Annotated in this window: 13 protein-coding genes; 3 read left to right on the forward strand and 10 right to left on the reverse strand. The window is 41.9% G+C overall.

Annotation, left to right across the window (positions count from 1 at the left end):
- Positions 1–74: 74 nt before the first annotated feature.
- Positions 75–1271: an ROK family protein gene (locus tag G327_RS0120680; RefSeq protein ID WP_245542717.1), complete on the forward strand. Its 1197-nt coding sequence runs from the start codon at positions 75–77 to the stop codon at positions 1269–1271.
- A 93-nt stretch (positions 1272–1364) separates the two neighbouring features.
- Here the strand turns inward: G327_RS0120680 and G327_RS0120685 are convergent, their stop codons facing one another.
- From G327_RS0120685 to G327_RS0120730, 10 genes are all read right to left on the reverse strand, one after another.
- A complete protein-coding gene (locus tag G327_RS0120685; RefSeq protein WP_019616717.1) occupies positions 1365–2597 on the reverse strand; it encodes a type II secretion system F family protein in 1233 nt (410 codons plus the stop codon).
- Positions 2598–2663: 66 nt separating this feature from the next.
- The gene (pilB, locus tag G327_RS0120690) at positions 2664–4352 is read right to left on the reverse strand and encodes a type IV-A pilus assembly ATPase PilB (RefSeq protein WP_019616718.1); all 1689 of its coding nucleotides are present in this window, start codon (positions 4350–4352) and stop codon (positions 2664–2666) included.
- Between the two features lie 6 nt (positions 4353–4358).
- On the reverse strand, positions 4359–4784 hold the full coding sequence (locus G327_RS0120695) for a pilin (protein ID WP_019616719.1): 426 nt from the start codon (positions 4782–4784) through the stop codon (positions 4359–4361).
- A 662-nt stretch (positions 4785–5446) separates the two neighbouring features.
- Positions 5447–6889, reverse strand: a complete 1443-nt coding sequence (gene nhaD, locus G327_RS0120700) for a sodium:proton antiporter NhaD (RefSeq protein WP_019616720.1) — start codon at positions 6887–6889, stop codon at positions 5447–5449.
- Between the two features lie 211 nt (positions 6890–7100).
- A complete protein-coding gene (locus G327_RS0120705) occupies positions 7101–7877 on the reverse strand; it encodes a hypothetical protein (RefSeq protein WP_019616721.1) in 777 nt (258 codons plus the stop codon).
- A gap of 449 nt (positions 7878–8326) precedes the next feature.
- Complete coding sequence (locus G327_RS0120710) at positions 8327–9376, reverse strand: porin (RefSeq protein ID WP_019616722.1); 1050 nt, start codon at positions 9374–9376, stop codon at positions 8327–8329.
- Positions 9377–10210: 834 nt separating this feature from the next.
- On the reverse strand, positions 10211–11020 hold the full coding sequence (locus tag G327_RS0120715) for a hypothetical protein (protein WP_019616723.1): 810 nt from the start codon (positions 11018–11020) through the stop codon (positions 10211–10213).
- Positions 11021–11096: 76 nt separating this feature from the next.
- The gene (locus G327_RS0120720; protein WP_019616724.1) at positions 11097–12104 is read right to left on the reverse strand and encodes a porin; all 1008 of its coding nucleotides are present in this window, start codon (positions 12102–12104) and stop codon (positions 11097–11099) included.
- A gap of 369 nt (positions 12105–12473) precedes the next feature.
- Positions 12474–13097, reverse strand: a complete 624-nt coding sequence (gene cobC, locus G327_RS0120725; RefSeq protein ID WP_019616725.1) for an alpha-ribazole phosphatase family protein — start codon at positions 13095–13097, stop codon at positions 12474–12476.
- 16 nt (positions 13098–13113) lie between these two features.
- Positions 13114–13896, reverse strand: a complete 783-nt coding sequence (locus G327_RS0120730) for an adenosylcobinamide-GDP ribazoletransferase (protein ID WP_019616726.1) — start codon at positions 13894–13896, stop codon at positions 13114–13116.
- Between the two features lie 501 nt (positions 13897–14397).
- Here G327_RS0120730 and G327_RS0120735 point away from each other — a divergent pair.
- Positions 14398–15951 (forward strand): response regulator, encoded by a 1554-nt coding sequence (locus G327_RS0120735; protein ID WP_019616727.1) that lies wholly within the window; start codon positions 14398–14400, stop codon positions 15949–15951.
- Between the two features lie 180 nt (positions 15952–16131).
- Positions 16132–17493, forward strand: coding sequence for an ATP-dependent RNA helicase SrmB (gene srmB, locus G327_RS25265; RefSeq protein ID WP_019616728.1), 1362 nt, complete (start codon positions 16132–16134; stop codon positions 17491–17493).
- The last annotated feature ends 186 nt before the right edge of the window (positions 17494–17679 follow it).

A 17679-nucleotide genomic window follows, 5' to 3' on the forward strand; every position in this document is an offset into this window, starting at 1 on the left:
TTTTAAAACATAAACAGTTGTTACATAAGGATCGGTAAACAACGATGGTACAAAACAACCAGCAAGCAGCTTCAGTGATTGCAAACATTGATCATATCAAGCAGGCGAACAGTGCAACTATTTATAAAGTAATTGAAAAACATGCACCTATTTCACGGGTTAAAATTGCCAAGGTCAGTAAACTGGCTCCCGCTAGTGTCACTAAAATAACCCGGCAGCTGCTTGAAAGCGGCATTATTTCTGAAACCGCACGCCAGGCCTCTACCGGAGGACGCTGTGCAATATCACTTGCTCCTAACTCAGCCTCTATTTATGTGCTTGCCATAAAAATCGGACAGAAGCTGCTGTCCCTAAGTCGTTACAATTTGGCCGGTGAACAGTTGTCAAATAAGCAGGTTAATATACAGGGTGAAGACGGCGAGCAGCTTATTGAACTGCTGATTTCTGAAATCGCTCATTTTATTAATAATGAACAACAGAAGACAGATAAGATATCAGCCATTTCCATCACACTGTCAGGGTTAATCAACCCAAAACAGGGGCGCGTAGTTTACACGCCGCTTTATTCCTTTAAAGATTATCCCTTAGTTGAAATTATCGAGCAGCGTTTTAACCTGCCGACTTTTATCGGTAACCATACACGCAGCCTGGCGCTGGCTGAGCACTATTTCGGTGCAACAAATAATTGTGCAGACTCCATTTTAGTTACCATCCATCACGGTGTAGGTTCCGGGATAATTATCCAGGGTAAAGCACTGTTAGGCCAGAATTTCAATATCGGTGAAATAGGTCACATTCAGGCAAATCCTGCTGGAAAACAATGCCATTGCGGCAATTTCGGCTGTTTAGAAACAGAAGTCAGTGATAAGGTTATTTTTGATAAGGTCGAAAGTGCAATCAAACAAGGCTGTTTCACGCAGTTAGATCCGCAGGATATAACGGTTGACAGTATTTACCAGGCAGCGGCGGCTAATGATCCTTTATGTCAGAAAATAATTGAAGATGCCGCGGTTTATTTGGGCAAAACGATAGCGATATTAATCAATTTATTAAACCCTCAGAAAATCATTATCGCCGGTAAGATAACCCAGGCTGAAAATAGTCTATTTTCTACGATTAATCAGTGCATTACTCATCAGGCACTGCCTGACTTTCAAAAAGAGCTGAAAATAGAGCCCGCTCAGTTAAACCCGAATTCCACCGTGGCCGCATTTGCATTAATCAAACAGGCGCTTTATGAAGGTGATTTACTGCAGAAAATTAAAATCTAGAATGGTATAAGACAAAAAACTCGGATATAGAAAAGCGATTAACACAATAGTGATAATCGCTTTTTTATAAGCTTTATTATAAACTGCAAAAGACTAGCCGATAACACTGCCTAACTGGAATATAGGCAGGTACATAGCAACAATTAAGCCGCCGACGACCACACCAAGCACAACCATAATCATCGGCTCTAATAAGCTGGTTAAGGCATCCACAGCGTCATCAACCTGCTGCTCATATATATCGGCCACTTTACTTAACATACCGTCCAGGTCACCGGACTCTTCGCCTATCATAACCATCTGCGAAACCATATCCGGGAAAGTCGCGGTAGTTTTCATTGCCACGTTCATCTGCATACCGGCCATAACTTCCGAGCGAATATTATTAATCGCACTGCGGTAGACATAATTACCTGACGCTCCAGCGGCGGAAATAAGCGCATCAACTAAAGGAATACCGGCGGCAAAGGTAGTTGACAGCGTACGCGCAAAACGCGCAATGGCGGCTTTATCTAAAATGGTACTGATCACCGGAATTTTAAGAATAAACTTATCGGTATTATCACGAACTTTCTGAGAGCTGCGATGCGCCTTTTTGAACAGCATCACCGCAGCGATAACCACACCAAGAATAATATACCAGTAACTCTGTACAGCATCTGAAATCCCCAAGACAAACAGGGTAAATGCCGGCAGTTCGGCACCAAAACCTTCAAAAATATCCTTAAACTGCGGGATAACAAAAAGCAGTAACAGCATAGTCACTACACCGGCAACGGTTAATACGGCGGCCGGATAAAACATCGCTTTTTTAATTTTTGATTTTAATACTTCGGATTTTTCTTTATAAATAGAGATACGGTCGTAAATGGTTTCCAGTGCCCCGGACTGCTCACCGGCATCCACCAGGTCACAGTAGAGGTCATCAAAGTATCTGGGATAACCGCGCAGTGTCTGCGAAAGCGGTGTACCGGATGCAACTTCTGTACCGATGGCTGTCATTAACTCCCTTAAAGGGGCTTTTTCATTACTTTTAGCAATCAGCTGCAGGCTCTGCACTAGAGGTACGCCTGCACCTAACATAGTGGCTATCTGCCGGGAAACAACGGCAATATCCATCGGGGTGATTTTATTACCAAATGAAAACAAGCCTTTGGATTTTTTCTGAGTACGGGTAACATTTACCCCCTGCTTGCGTAGTTCCGCTTTAATTTCGGCAACGGACTCGCCCTGCAGTTCACCAGATACTTTTGCACCTTTACGATTTATACCTTTCCATTTAAAAGTATGGATATCTGGTGCTTTTGCTGCTTTCTTTGCAACCATGAAATATTCCTTGGTGATTTATTTTCCCGTGCCTCATGCAGAGAACGAGCGTATGGAAGTCGAATATTAAGTTACCCGGGTAACTTCGTTCAAGCTGGTAATGCCGTTTAATGCCTGCTGCAGAGCTGACTGGCGCAGCGTGTCCATACCTTCATCCTGCGCGACTTTCGCTATTTCCATAGCATTACCGTTATTTAAAATAATATGGCCGATATTTTCAGTCATTTCCATCACTTCATAGATACCAACACGGCCTTTATATCCGTCCGTGCAGTGACTGCACCCTACCGGTTTATATAGTGTAATACCTGCTGCAATTTGTGTATCATTAAAGCCGATATTTTTTAACTCGATATTATCAAAATGTTCGGCAGTTTTACACTGCTCACATAAACGCCGTGCTAAACGCTGCGCAATAATCAATGTCACCGAGGAAGCGATATTAAAAGCCGGCACGCCCATATTCAGCAGTCGGGTTAAAGTTTCCGCTGCCGAGTTAGTATGCAGCGTAGATAATACCAAATGCCCGGTTTGTGCGGCTTTAATACCAATTTCAGCGGTTTCTAAATCACGAATTTCCCCGACCATGACAATATCGGGATCCTGACGTAAGAAAGATCGCAGAGCAGAGGCAAAGGTCAGGCCCGCTTTAGTATTAATCTGCACCTGGTTAATACCGGTTAAATTGATTTCCACCGGATCTTCGGCGGTGGAAATATTACGCTCAACGGTATTAAGAATATTCAGCCCGGTATAAAGCGAAACGGTTTTACCACTACCCGTCGGCCCGGTAATTAAAATCATGCCCTGCGGCTTAGACAGCGCATTTAAATACTTAGCTTTCTGCTCTTCAGAATAACCTAATCTGTCGATATCCAGACTAGCGGCCGAAGAGTCGAGAATACGCATTACCACTTTTTCTCCCCACATGGTAGGAAGCGTACTGACACGTAGGTCAACATTACGTTTATTGGAAATTTTAAGTTTGATCCGGCCGTCCTGGGGTAAACGACGCTCGGCAATATCTAATTTAGACATAACTTTTAAACGTGCTGAGAAACGGTTAGCCAGGTTAACCGGCGGCGTTGCTACCTCATGTAAAATACCGTCAACACGAAAACGGATACGGTATTTTTTTTCGTAGGGTTCAAAATGTAAATCCGATGCGCCTTTACGTACCGCATCAATGAGAATACCGTTAATATATTTAACAATAGGGGCATCGTCATCTACGCCCCCCTGGCTCTCATCAAGACGGGAATCGGACTCATCGACTTCGATATCGTCGATATCGCCCATCTCACCGAGTGAGGAAACATCGTCTTCCAATACCTCTTCAATGGCTTTATTAAGGTATTTTTCCTCCACCAGCAGGGCTTCGGTATGCATGGAAAAACTAAAGCCGAAATCCTCCAATGCCGACACATTAGTGGGATCCGACATCGCGATATACAGGGTTTTCTGCTGCACATAAACCGGCAGGGCATGATGCTTCTCTATTAACTTCTCGTTAATAAACTTTTCCGGAATATTATCCAGATTAAGGGTGTCGGAATCTAATAGAGGAATACCATATTCAGCTTCGCAGAACTGCGCTAACGCTTCACTGGAAATAAAATCGTTTTCCACCAGATAACTGACCAGCGATTTTTTTTCGTTAGCGGCGGAGGTGGTTATTTGCTGGAGTTTATCAAGGGGCAGTAAACCGCGAGCGGCCAGGCTGGAAGCCAGGCCGCTAATATTATGAGTTGTCATCAGCTGTTAACAAATACCTTCAGTGCCACAAGAGCCTGATGCTACCCATGTTACACGGCCAGCTGAATAGGTACCTAATAAAGTATAAGTTACAGCAGCATTGGCAGAATCTGTAATGTTTTGTGCTGATGCAGTAATTAGAGCATCTGTACCAGATGCAGCAAGTGTCAGACCACCAAGTTCGCCGTATGAACCGGGATCAGCTGGTACACCATTTGATCCAAAAGTAACACAACTTGCTATCGTATCCTCAATTTGAGCACAAGTTTCGACACCCGCTTTAATTCCTGCTGTTGCTATAACCACTTCAGAGAACTTCGCTTTCTGTGTATAGGTATTATAAGCAGGCAGTGCGACTGCAGCTAGAATACCGATAATCGCGATAACGATTAATAGTTCGATTAGCGTAAAACCACTTTGTACTTTTTTCATTTTTATCTTCCTTAATGTAAATTTAACGTCAGGCTTAATTCAAAACTCCATCCTTAGAGGCATTGAGCAGGTCATTAAGACATCATGTTAGTTAACTTAATCTTAACTCAAAGATGCGCGCACATCATTGCAGTTAATATTAAGTCGAGTGTGAAAGGCTGCTGCCGACTCAACCTCAATGATAATATCATTTTTAGTTTAGTTCATTACCCGGAAATAACTTATGAAACAATAATAAATTTGAATCGAGCAGCTCACCTTGCGTAGGCACACTTTCTCAAAAGGCCTTTATTCGAACAAGCCGCGGATAGTGAGTATTAGAGCTGGATCAACTTTACTTAGCAATTTGTAAAGATTCTATTGAAAAGGTCAAACAAATCAATCGTTTTTTGTACGACATAATACATTTCACGGCCCAGCACCGGCGCATATTCTACACGGCAAAAATCAAACCGAACACACCTAAATATAAAAATTATGGGCTTCTTTTGCACATAAACAAAAGTAACAAATTAATGGGAGAGGTCAATAACTTACAAATATTGACTACAAAAACATCTGAACTTATGTATTTAAAGGGAAATGTTAACTGAGTTCTGACGAGTTTTTTAACGTTTTTCCCGCTTAATAAAGCAGGAAAAACGAATAAAATTTAATTCAGACTAAAACATTGAGGCATTAATCCACAGATGGGTAAGAATACTGGCGACATAACCTAATGCGATAACCGGTGCCCATTTGATATGTGCACCAAAGGTATAAATACCGCGCGCCTGCCCCATTAAAGCAACCCCGGCTGCGGAGCCGATAGACAGCATACTGCCGCCCACACCAGCGGTTAATGTTACTAATAACCACTGACCCGTGCTCATTTCCGGCTGCATACTTAATACTGCAAACATAACTGGAATATTATCCACAATGGCAGATAAAACCCCCACGGTTATATTGGCGTAAGTTGCGTCCCAGTTGGTATACATGGCTTCTGATATCATGCCCAGATAACCGATAAATCCTAAACCGCCGACACACAATACCACCCCGTAGAAAAACAGCAGCGTATCCCATTCCGCTTTGGCTACTTTGTTAAAGATATCAAAAGGTGCACCATCGCCTAAGTCACGCAGACGTTCATGCTCGACTCTATCTGACGCATTAATAAGTGCACCTTTATAATAGGACTTTTGCGTTTTACGCAGGAAAAAGGCGAAGAACTGTAATAAACCCAGGCCGGTCATCATGCCTAATACCGGCGGCATGCCTAAGAATGAATGGCCGAGAACAGCGCATGAAATCGTTGTTAAAAACAGCGCAACAATACGTTTAGCACCGCGTTTCATATGCACAACTTCACCATCACCGGCAGCCACTTCTTTAGAGATAAAGAAATTCATAATAACCGCAGGGACTAAGTAGTTAACTGCAGAGGGCAAAAACAGGTGAAAGAAAGTAGAGAATTCAACCATGCCTTTCTGCCAGACCATCAGTGTAGTGATATCACCAAACGGGCTAAACGCGCCGCCGGCATTTGCGGCGACAACGATATTGATACATGCAATAGCAATAAACTTATGGTTAGTTCCGCCTACCTTCATAACAATTGCACACATCAGCAATGCCGTAGTCAGGTTATCGGCGATTGGTGAGATAAAGAAAGCGAGAATACCGGTCAGCCAGAAAATATGACGTAATGTAAACCCTTTATTTACCATCCAGGCACGCAGCGCATCAAACAGCTGACGCTCTTCCATCGCATTAATGTAAGTCATCGCTACCAGCAGGAAGAAGAACAGCTCTGCATATTCTAACAGATTATGGCGAAAGGCAGCTTCTGCGTCATGACTCATGCCGTGCTGCGTGTAATAAAAACCAATCATCGCCCAGATAAGACCGGCTGCAACTAGCACAGGTTTTGATTTACGTAAATGGATCACATCTTCAAGCATTACCAGACAGTATGCGATACCAAAAAATAAGATAGCGGCATAACCAATTCCATGTGAAGTTAAATCCATTGACTCACCCGCGCTAGCAAGCAGATTAGGCGAAAATAAAACAGCGACAAGTGTCAGTAAAACACCTAGCGGTTTAGAGCTTTGTAACATTTCATTCTTCCTTAAAAACAACAAGTAAATAAAAACGATAGATAAATTTCATGACTTTAACATAATAGGCCTGCCAAGTAGAAGCGGTATCCGTATATATTACAAACAACTAGGGTAGCTTTTGGGTATACAGGCGGCCACTATAAGGGCAGATTAAGGAAGGATAAAAACCTCTTCGAGAATATCTAAAAGAGGTTGATAGATAAGCAGATTACTGCGCGATAACCCAGGTCAAGATCTGTGCTCTCTGTGATTCAGAAGCCTGCTGATACCAGTATTCCAGCATCGATACAATCTTACTTTCAGACTTTAATTCTGCACTAATCGTTTTTCTATTCTTGAATGCCCAGTCGGTAAACTGTTCTTTTTCCGCAGCAGAAGCTTTGATAAACAACTCTTTGCTCATTGCAATGGGATCTGCGGTTTCCGCTTTAACTACAACAGGTGCAGGCTGAATTATATTTTGCTTGTAGCCCTCAGTAATCGCATTTAAATAACCGCCGGGGACAGAGAAACGTAAAACCTTTCCGCCATTATTAGGCTTAAGTTCGAATACCAGTTCCGTTTCTGCAGCGGCTGTCAAAGTTTCGTTTTTCACAGGGAAAGTGAAATACTGAGTCGCCGTACAGTGCTCGGTACACACAGATGTTGCAACAGCATATTCTTTAATTTTAATTTTTTGACCGTCAATAACGGCATAGGCATAAGGCTTATAATTTTCAAAATAACTTAAGGTCATTTTTAATTGAGACTCAGGCGCCTGCTGCTCTTTTTTGGCAATATTGGCCGTGATCAGCAGCGATGATTTCACTACACCATGGTTTTTGCCGCTGATATTATCCGGAATTAAGGTTTTCCCGACAACTTCAATATAGGTTGGTTTGATATTGACCTGTTCAACTGCATTGCTTAAATCATCTTCAGAAGAAAGACTTGAACAAGCACCTAATAAAGGAAGCAGCATAATTGTTATTATTTTTTTTAGCATTTGATTCTCCTGAATAAAACAAAAAATGAGGTTGCTTGATGATAGCCCGATTCAAGCTAAATAAATATATACCCATGTTACCTCAAAATGCTTTGTCAGGCACTAGTTCGGACACCAGAGCAAGACGCAACATGAGATAATTGTTATTCACTTTTCGATTGTTGCAACGCAGGGCTGGTTGTCGAGCTAGTGCACCGTAGGGCAAAGCAACTTGCACCAATCTGCGTTGTTATAAAATCTCTATAGTAGAATAACTATAAAAGAATTAAAGTGTTTATTTTAATTCTACCGAAAGAGAATTAACGCTGTTAATTGCTCGAAAGGTTCAATTTTATGCCTAGCATCTCGGCACAATTTCCCTTGCTGACTTTGCACCTTGAAGTATCATGGGTATATAAATAACGCCGGCAGATGCCGGCGCTGTTTATATAGTGACTTAAGTAAAGTTTTTAGAAACCGTATTCTAGACCAACACGCGTTACGATATCAGGACTGCCGGTATCACCAGAATTTGCACCATTATAAGTATCACGAGCAGCTAAGCGTACATAAGGAACAAAACCTTCAATAACCCCCATAACCTGAATCGATGCGATAGAATCAGCGTCATCCTGCTTAGCACCTTCAAGCTCAGATTCTAAGTTTGCAGTGTAACCAACTTTGACACCTAACGGGCCGTTCCAGTACTGTGCAATAACAGAGTAAGAACCCTGTGTATGCTTGGCACCGGCTGTTTCACTTTCAGCAACTTTATAGGCACCTGCAAGACCAAAACCACCCGGCAGACCGGCTTCAAAACCAACTAAGTAACCTAATGTGTCAGTCCCAACAGCTCCTTTAAAGTTTTCTGAAGTTTCAAGACCACCCATTAATGTCACAGTGTTGAACGTATACTTAGCATTAGCACCGTAAAAGTTTGAATCTTTAACGCTGGAATCACCACGACCAGTTGCAGCAGCAAAAGTGAAACCGCCAAAGGCAGGAGAGTCATAACGGATAGACTCCGAGTGACGATCATAGATAGCGGCAACATCACCGCCCCAGTCCCAGGAAGCACCTAAACCAGGATTAGCGTACGGCCAGTCCACTAGTTCATACATAGGAGTCAGAACACGACCGACGCGTACTTTACCCCAGTCGCCTTTCAGACCGACAAAAGTATCACGGAAACCTAAAGTACCCTGACCACCAGGTGCAGCTTCGTTATCAGCGTTACCGGCTTCACTTAAGTGGCCCACATAACCAGATTCAATCTGCATGAATACTTCAATTGAATCTGTCATTGCTTTACCGGCACGGAAACCGATACGCGACTCATTTTCAACGTTATAACCAGTGCTGTCCACGTCATTTGAATTAGTAGTATTGTAGTTTACAACCGAGATGGCGGCGACACCGTAAACTTCGACATTAAAGTCATTGTTTTCGCCGATTTGATAAGCACTTACGCCCATTGCGGCAGTTGCTAGAGAAGCAGCTACAAGAGTTTTCTTAAACATATTCATATTCCTTTAAATAAACATAACGTTTTAGCTTCGATAATCCATAAGTCCATGTCCATGAAGCCGTAATTTTAATGTGAAAATATTTTTGATATCAGCACCGTCACTTCCTCGTAAACGGTGAAAATCCTTAAATTAAAAAGCTAACCACTTCTTCTTAATTTGGCAAGCCAAGTAAGTATCCAACCTGCCCGCTTGAAAACAGATACTACCTTCGTGGTGCGAATTATCAATTCAATTCATCATCTAAGGAGCAAAATAAAGAGATCGATCACAATTCTTTCGAAAGAAGAGGGATTAGCTTTAATAACAACCACTTACAATGACATTTGATTAAGAGTTGACATTTAAAGGTGTTTAAGATCAAATTTCTCGGGTGTTTTGTGAGCAAAATCAACAAAACAAGAATAGAAAAACAAGCAGAAAATTAAGTTCTCAGAGAAAAAACAGCCACTAATTTCGCAAGGAATATAAACAAAGCCAAATTAGATGAAATAAATAATCTATTTCTAGCATGCATAAGCAGATAAACCACACGCATTTATGCTTAACAGCAGAATTTTCACTTAGCAGTGAACATGAATTAATTATAATGAGGTGCAGTTGGGCCAGCCTGAACGACTACACATGCAAAGTTAGAATTAACAAAATAATAAGGCAGGTACTCAGAACACAGCGGAAGGCAGAGCGCAAACTTACTGCTTAGAATCGAAGTAAATAACAGTGTGCCTGAAGCAAAAGCGACTCAAGTAAAAACACACACTTAAATAGATGGGGAGGTGCAGCCCTTGTTTTACAGAAAACAAAGGCAGTGTTGGTCTTAAAACTTTATCAGTTGATACTCTGCACAGCCCAAATGCGCAGCTCGGCTTTCTCAGCAGGTGTTGCCTCCTGATACCAGTAAACTAATTTTTCAAGATCTTTATCATCGGTCTGTAAATTTTTTGTCGAGTCTTTATTGTTTATCGCCCAGGTAGTAAAAGCAATCTGTTCCTGTTCGCTGATTTTATTAAACCAGTATTGAGTCATTTCGACTTCTTTTGTGACAGAAACTAACATTTCTGGCGACTGCAGTGAAAGACCGACAGCAGCCTCCTTAGTTTCACTTTCATAGCGTTTCATTAAACCGTCAATATAATTAGCAGGGATAACAAAAATAAAGTCCTGTGATGAAGTGCTTCTATTGACAGAAAATTCCAGACCGGTTTTTCTAGCAGTCATTAATTCAGAGGTTTTAACCGGGAATGAGAAATATTTAGTAATAGTGCACTGTTCGTCGCACTGCCTAAATGTTTTTTTGCGGTTTTTTGCCTTTACGCTTTCTCCACCGACTGTAACATAATCATAATACAGAGAATTATCAATATACCTCAGCGTAGCATGTACAGTTGACTGATCAGCACTCTGATCGCCTTTTGCGACCTTCATAGTAACAAACAGATCGGCATTAACTACAACAAGACGACTTTTTGGTGACAAACTCTCCGGATAGATCTTTTCTCCGGTTATCCTTATGTCATTGTAGCCATGTTCAAGTTTGGCATTTTCAGCAAACTCTTCGCTTGTTATACCGTCAGGGTTTACTGCACAAGCAAAAAGAAAAAATGTAGATAAGGTAACAAAGAACAATTTATTAAACATATTGTGCACCTGATTAATTAAAAAACGCCGTCAACTCACAGCTGCCGGCGTTATACATCGAATGATTACTGCTTAATTAAAAACCGTATTCCATACCAACACGTGCCACAATATCTTTATCATCATGAGCGTTAGGCATACGAGCAGCTAGACGAACGTATGGTACAAAGCCGTTAATAGCCCCCATCACCTGAATAGACGCTACGCTGTCTTTATCGTCCTGCTCAATTCCCATCTCTTTAGAGTCAAAGTTAACCGCGTAACCGACTTTAACGCCAATCGGACCATTCCAGTATTGTGCGATAAGTGAAACAGAGTCCTGTTCCTTATCACTTGTTCCGCTTAAGGATTCACCTTTATAAGCACCGGCAATACCAAATCCGCCGGGAAGCCCCGCTTCAAAACCAGCGATATAGGAGAAATTATCAGTGCCAAGCGGGTTATCATCAACACCGTCGCCTGTTTTAAATTCAGAACCACCTTCTACAGCCCCCATTAAAGTCACAGTACTGAAAGTATATTTAGCGCTTGCACCGTAAAAGTTTGAGTCTTTAACCGAGCTGTCACCACGACCAGTCGAAGCAGCAAAAGTAAAACCGTTGAATGAAGGAGAGTCATAACGAATCTGGTTGGACTGGCGATCGTAGTGTCCACTTACACCGCCCCAGTCAAATACAGTTCCTAACCCAGGATTAGAGAAAGGCCAGTCCACAATTTCATATAAAGGCGTTAATACACGCCCGAAACGCACTTGTCCCCAGTCACCGCCTAAACCGATAAATGTATCACGAGCCCCCAAGGTACCATCAGCACCTGCATTGCCCACATAACCCGACTCAATCTGCATAAAGACATGAATATCATCAGTCATATTCGTACCTGCACGAAAACCAATACGAGATTCATTTTCTAATACATAACCTGTATCCGCATCACGATTGTCCGTTATATTGTAATTTACCGCAGAAATTGCGGCCACACCGTACACTTCAACTTCATATTCGTCATTGACGCCTACTTCATAAGCGCTTACGGAGAGTGCGGCTGTCGATAATGCGGCAGCAAGAAGAGTTTTCTTAAACATATTATAATTCCTTAAAATAAACATAACGTTTGAGTACAGGTTTTAATTTTTCCTTAAAATCCATGTCACTAACGTTTATGTCCATATAAAAAACTACAACACAAAACCTATCAATATCTTATTGATATTATGAAACATTTGAGAACCACCCAAATATTTCACAAACAGAACAACCTTTTCTGTTAACAGAAATGTTACTCGCAGTTGATGCTATTTCAATGAAACTAGCGTCATATGGTGATAGTTATCACGAACTTAATTTGCACCGATGCATAACTTAAAAAACAAAGAGGAAGGAATTGTCAAAAACAAATCTTAGCAAGAGATCTGAGTCAAAAAAAACAAAAATAAACACCGATGAAAGAGCAGTTAATTATTTGATTTATTTACAAATACGCAGGTTGAGGTTTCACCTTGAAAGGACAACAAAGAGATGCTGCCCATATCAATTTGTAATTTGACTGACAGCTCGAAAGGAATCGATAAAAAATCACTCAGTATACTGCGGATCACCCCTGCATGAGCAACAATCACAATGCTCTGCTCAGCAGTGAGATCAGTCTGAGCATCTGAGACTATTTTTTTCCAGGCCTTAATAACACGCAGATGAAACTGGTAGGGGGTTTCTCCACGAGGAAACTGGTAATGCAGGCGATTTAGATTCCAACACTCTATTTCACTTTGCGGAATGTCTGACCAGCTTTTTCCTTCCCAGTCACCAAAATTTATCTCTTTTAACTGCGCTGATAATACCGGTTTAACTACAGGATCACGTTTGTTCCCTAAATCCTCTGCAAGCTTTGAGCAGCGCAGCAGCGGACTGCTGTATATAAACGATATAGGCAGCTCTTTAAAATAATCACTTATTTTATCTAAATGATGCTGATAACAATCGGCTAAAGGGAGATCAAGCCGGCCGTAGCAGGCAGCGTTTTTTACAAGCGGCTGAGTATGCCTGACTAAGTAAATATTGAGTGATTTAGACACTTTCATAAAATTAAAGTCTGCATTAAAACAACCAGGATCCGATTAACAGATAGATAGTCACCTCAGTCACCTGCTGCGTTAACCCCAGGCAGTCTCCGGTATAACCGCCAAGTTTATTATCAAAATAAAACCTCAACAGCAGGGTAATAATTAACAAGGTAAAGACTACTAGGACAGCCTGTAACAGTGTAAACAATAATAATGGGGAAAGGCTTACAGCACCCGCCAGAAACAGATAATGCAAAGGCAGTTTTTTCGCCAGCCCTTTAGCTTTTCCATCTTTCTGCAGACGCACGTATAAAGAACTCTGCATGATCAACAGAGTACAGCCGCGGCTCATAATTTGCGAAGCAAATAACCCCGTATATAAAACAGGCCAGTCCAACTCGGTCAGTTTCAATAATGCGGCTATTTTCAACAGAGTCAATAATATCAGGCCAACACCGGCATAACTGCCTATCTGGCTGTCCTTCATAATATGCAGACGCTGTTGTGTGTTGCAGCCGCCGCCAAAACCATCACAGCAGTCAGCAAAACCATCTTCATGAAGCGCCCCGGTTAACAGCACCGCAGCAGCTAAGACCAGTATCAAGCTAATTTCAACATTAAAGATAAGCTGAAAAAGATAAAAACTAACCGCCATCACGCAGGCGGCTATAGCACCTATAACAGGAAAATATGCAGCCGCTTTATGAAACTGCTTTTCATCAAATTGAATAAATCCGGGTATCGGCAAACGTGTAAAATACGAGACTGAGTACATCAGTATGGTGAACTGATGATTAATTTTAGAAAAGAGCCGCATAACTTCTATTTAATACCTGTTAATAAAAATACCATTGTCGACAGCGTACAATATCAACAAACCATTACCACTGTCAGGAAACTTTCCCTCCAGCAGACCTCTGAAAAGAGCTGCAGAAAGGTGTAAATACTCAGCAGCGGCCGGATCTTATTAATATTTTTCTTCCTGAGCAATGATTTCCTGAGACAGAACGATTAATTTTAATACTGACGGAGCGGCTTAATAAGCGGCTTTTAAATATACAGCGGCCTTGCGGCGGATAGCGCAATAATAATCTGGCAGTTAATTTTAAACAGTCTAAAATTCAAGCAGAGTCTTAAATCTACAGATTTATGACGTGAAACGAATCACAAAGTACAAGAAAACAAGACAAATAACCCTATAACATGCTAAAAATAAGCCCATAATAAATCAGTTACCCGTTACGAAACGGGCTCTTTTTCCAGGCTGTATAATGTTTGACTTAAATGCCTATTTATTAAGCTTTTCTGAGACCTTTTTATGAATGATGATGATCTTCTTTTTATAGACGAAGATATTGCTGCCGTTGATGATCAATTTTCATTACATCTTTCCCCCTGGAAAGTGATGATTGTTGATGATGATGAAGAAGTTCATGCGGTCACCAAACTGGTTCTTTCAAATTTTGAATGGGAAGACACTCCGCTTCACTTTTTAAGCGCTTATTCAGCCTATGAAGCCGAACAGCTTTTTCTAGAGCATAATGATATAGCTGTTGCATTAATCGATGTGGTAATGGAAACCGATGATGCAGGTTTACGGCTTATCGAAACCATCCGAAATGAACTAAGCAATAAAGCAACGCGTTTAGTACTGCGCACAGGGCAGCCTGGTCAGGCGCCGGAACGGAAAATAATCCGTGAATATGAGATTTCAGATTACAAAAATAAAACCGAATTAAGCGGGATCAAGCTTGATACATTAATGTGCAGTACGTTACGCTCTTATCAGAATATTGTCAGCCTGCAGAAAAATAAGAAAGGGCTTGAGTTAGTTGTGGAATCTTCATCGGCTCTACTTGAGGCGATCACCTACGAAGCACTTGTCAGTGAAACCATTAACTATCTGTCAAAATTAGTTGAGCAGTGTTCAAACACACCAGCTTACACCCTCTCCTCTATTGGTATTTACTGCAATCCGACTGTCTTCCACCTGATAGAATCTCGCGGCGACTTTGCACATTTTACCGATCTCGATGATGTTGATAAATTACCAGACCATGTCTCACTGTTAATTACACAAAGCATTGCTGAACAGCGCCATATTTACACAGCGAATGCATTTGTAATGAATATGCAGAGCAGCTCAGACAGCTGCATTATTTTTTACTTTGAAGGTTTTCTACCGCTTTCCGAACAGGATATCTCTTTACTGGAGTTATTTGCCTCTAATACTAAAACGTCTTTTGATAACGAAGAACTACGCCACGAACTTGAAGAGGGACAGCGGGAGATTGTTTACCTATTAGGTGAGGCAATCGAGCACAAATCAAAAGAAACAGGTAACCATATCCGCCGTGTTGCAGAAATAACTCGTATTTTAGCCCTGGAGCTGGGGTATTCAGTTGCCGAATCAGAGAAAATTAAATCAGCTTCGCCGCTGCATGACCTGGGAAAAATAGGTATACCGGATAATATTCTGCACAAACCCGGGAAGCTGACAGCAGAAGAATGGAAAATTATGCAGTCTCATGTTGAGATTGGTTATGAGTTAGTCCGCTATTCCGGCCAGGATATCTTGAAATATGCGGCCATAATAAGCCTGCAGCATCATGAAAAATGGGATGGAACAGGTTACCCGAGCGGACTGAAGGGCAATGAAATTGACTTAGTCGGTCGTATTGCCTCACTAGCCGATGTTTTCGATGCTCTGGCCCATGACCGCTGCTATAAAAAAGCCTGGCCGATGGAAGAAGTGCTGCAGTTTATTGATGATCAGGAAGGTTTACACTTTGATCCGCTTGTGGTGGAAGCATTCCGTAAGCACAAGAGTCAGATTATTTCGGTTAACGAACGTTATAAAGATATTTACTGAAACTATTCACCTATTGCTCAACCCGGCAGTAGGTGAAACTCATCTCCCCCTCCCCCTGTTGTTAATTCGATAAATTAAGCATTAAAAAGCAAACAGAGTAATTATTGAGATCAATTTTTATCACTATTGGACGCTTTGCTTTATAATGTTTGTTTTGTCTTTGTAATATTGGAAACCAGCATGTCTTTTGAAGCGCTTGAGCTCGACCAACATTTATTAAACGCCATTGCTAAAATGGGCCACAAACGCCCGACAAGCATTCAAACCTTAGCCATTCCACCAGCAATGGACGAGCAGGATATTATGGCAAGCGCTCCAACAGGAACGGGTAAAACACTGGCGTTCCTGCTTCCTGCTGTGCAGCGTTTAATTGACTTTCCGCGCCGTAGAGGTGGTTCTGCACGTATATTAGTATTAACACCAACACGCGAATTAGCAGTACAGGTCGGTGGTGTTGCTCAGGAGCTTGTTGAAGGAACGGATCTTGTTGTCGGCAGTATCATCGGTGGTGTTTCATACGAAGAACAAGAGCAGGTAATCACAGATAACGTTGATATTGTGATCGCAACCCCCGGACGCTTAATGGAATATATCGACTCTGAAGCATTTGACTGCCGCGAAGTCGAGTGCCTGGTACTTGATGAAGCCGACCGCATGCTGGATATGGGGTTCATTGCCGAAATGGATCGTATTGCAGGTGAAACACGCTGGCGTAAACATACATCCCTGTTTTCTGCCACATTAGAAGGTAAAGGTTTGCGTGAATTCTCACGTGACGTATTAAATAACCCGGTACAGCTGACAGCTGAAGTTTCACGTCGTGAAAGCGGAAAAATCATTCAATGGGTTCACCTTGCAGATAACCCTGAGCATAAATTACAACTGTTAGCGGCAATTCTGCAGCAGGAAAGCAGCGAAGAAGAGCAGCAGCAGAAAGTGATCGTTTTTGTTAAAACACGAGATCGTCTGGCCGAATTAGTTGCGCAGCTTGCAGAACTGCAGATCCCTTGTAACTATTTACGCGGTGAAATGGATCAGGAAAAACGAAATCAGGCATTAACACAGTTTAGAACCGGTGATATCAACATTCTTGTCGCTACCGATGTAGCCGCTCGTGGTATTGATGTACCGGATATTACTCATGTCGTTAACTACGACATGCCCCGCAGCGCTGATATATACGTTCATCGTATTGGACGCACGGCACGCGGCGGCAAAAAAGGCACCGCGATTTCATTAATTGAAGCACATGACATCGATATTCTTGCAAAGGTAGAGCGTTATACCGATCAAACGATAAAGCGTCGTGTGATCAAGGGGCTGCGTCCAAAACACAAAGAAGCACAGCTCAGTCAGCGTAAACCGAAAAAACCGGTAAATAAAAAAGGTAAAGAGCGTGCTGAAGAGTTGAAAAAACAACAGAAAGCCAGACGCCAGAAGAAAAAAGAGGATATGGGCAAACAGCGCCATCGTAATGTTAAAGCGAAAGGCAAACCAGGCTGGGCCGGTCAGGGAAAAAAAGAAGATAAATCAGAAGATTAGTTTTTCTGCTGCATAAAGTAGACAGAAAAAGCCGTTCGCTCACAGTGAACGGCTTTTTTTATGCCCTCAGATCAGCAAAGAAATCACAACCAGCCTGGTTTACTTCGTCACTGCAGAAGTGGAACTCATCATTTTTTCAAAAAAAGCCTGGTTTACTTCGTCACTGCAGAAGTGGAACTCATCATT

The sequence above is a fragment of the Psychromonas ossibalaenae ATCC BAA-1528 genome (genome assembly GCF_000381745.1).
Taxonomy (GTDB): domain Bacteria; phylum Pseudomonadota; class Gammaproteobacteria; order Enterobacterales; family Psychromonadaceae; genus Psychromonas; species Psychromonas ossibalaenae.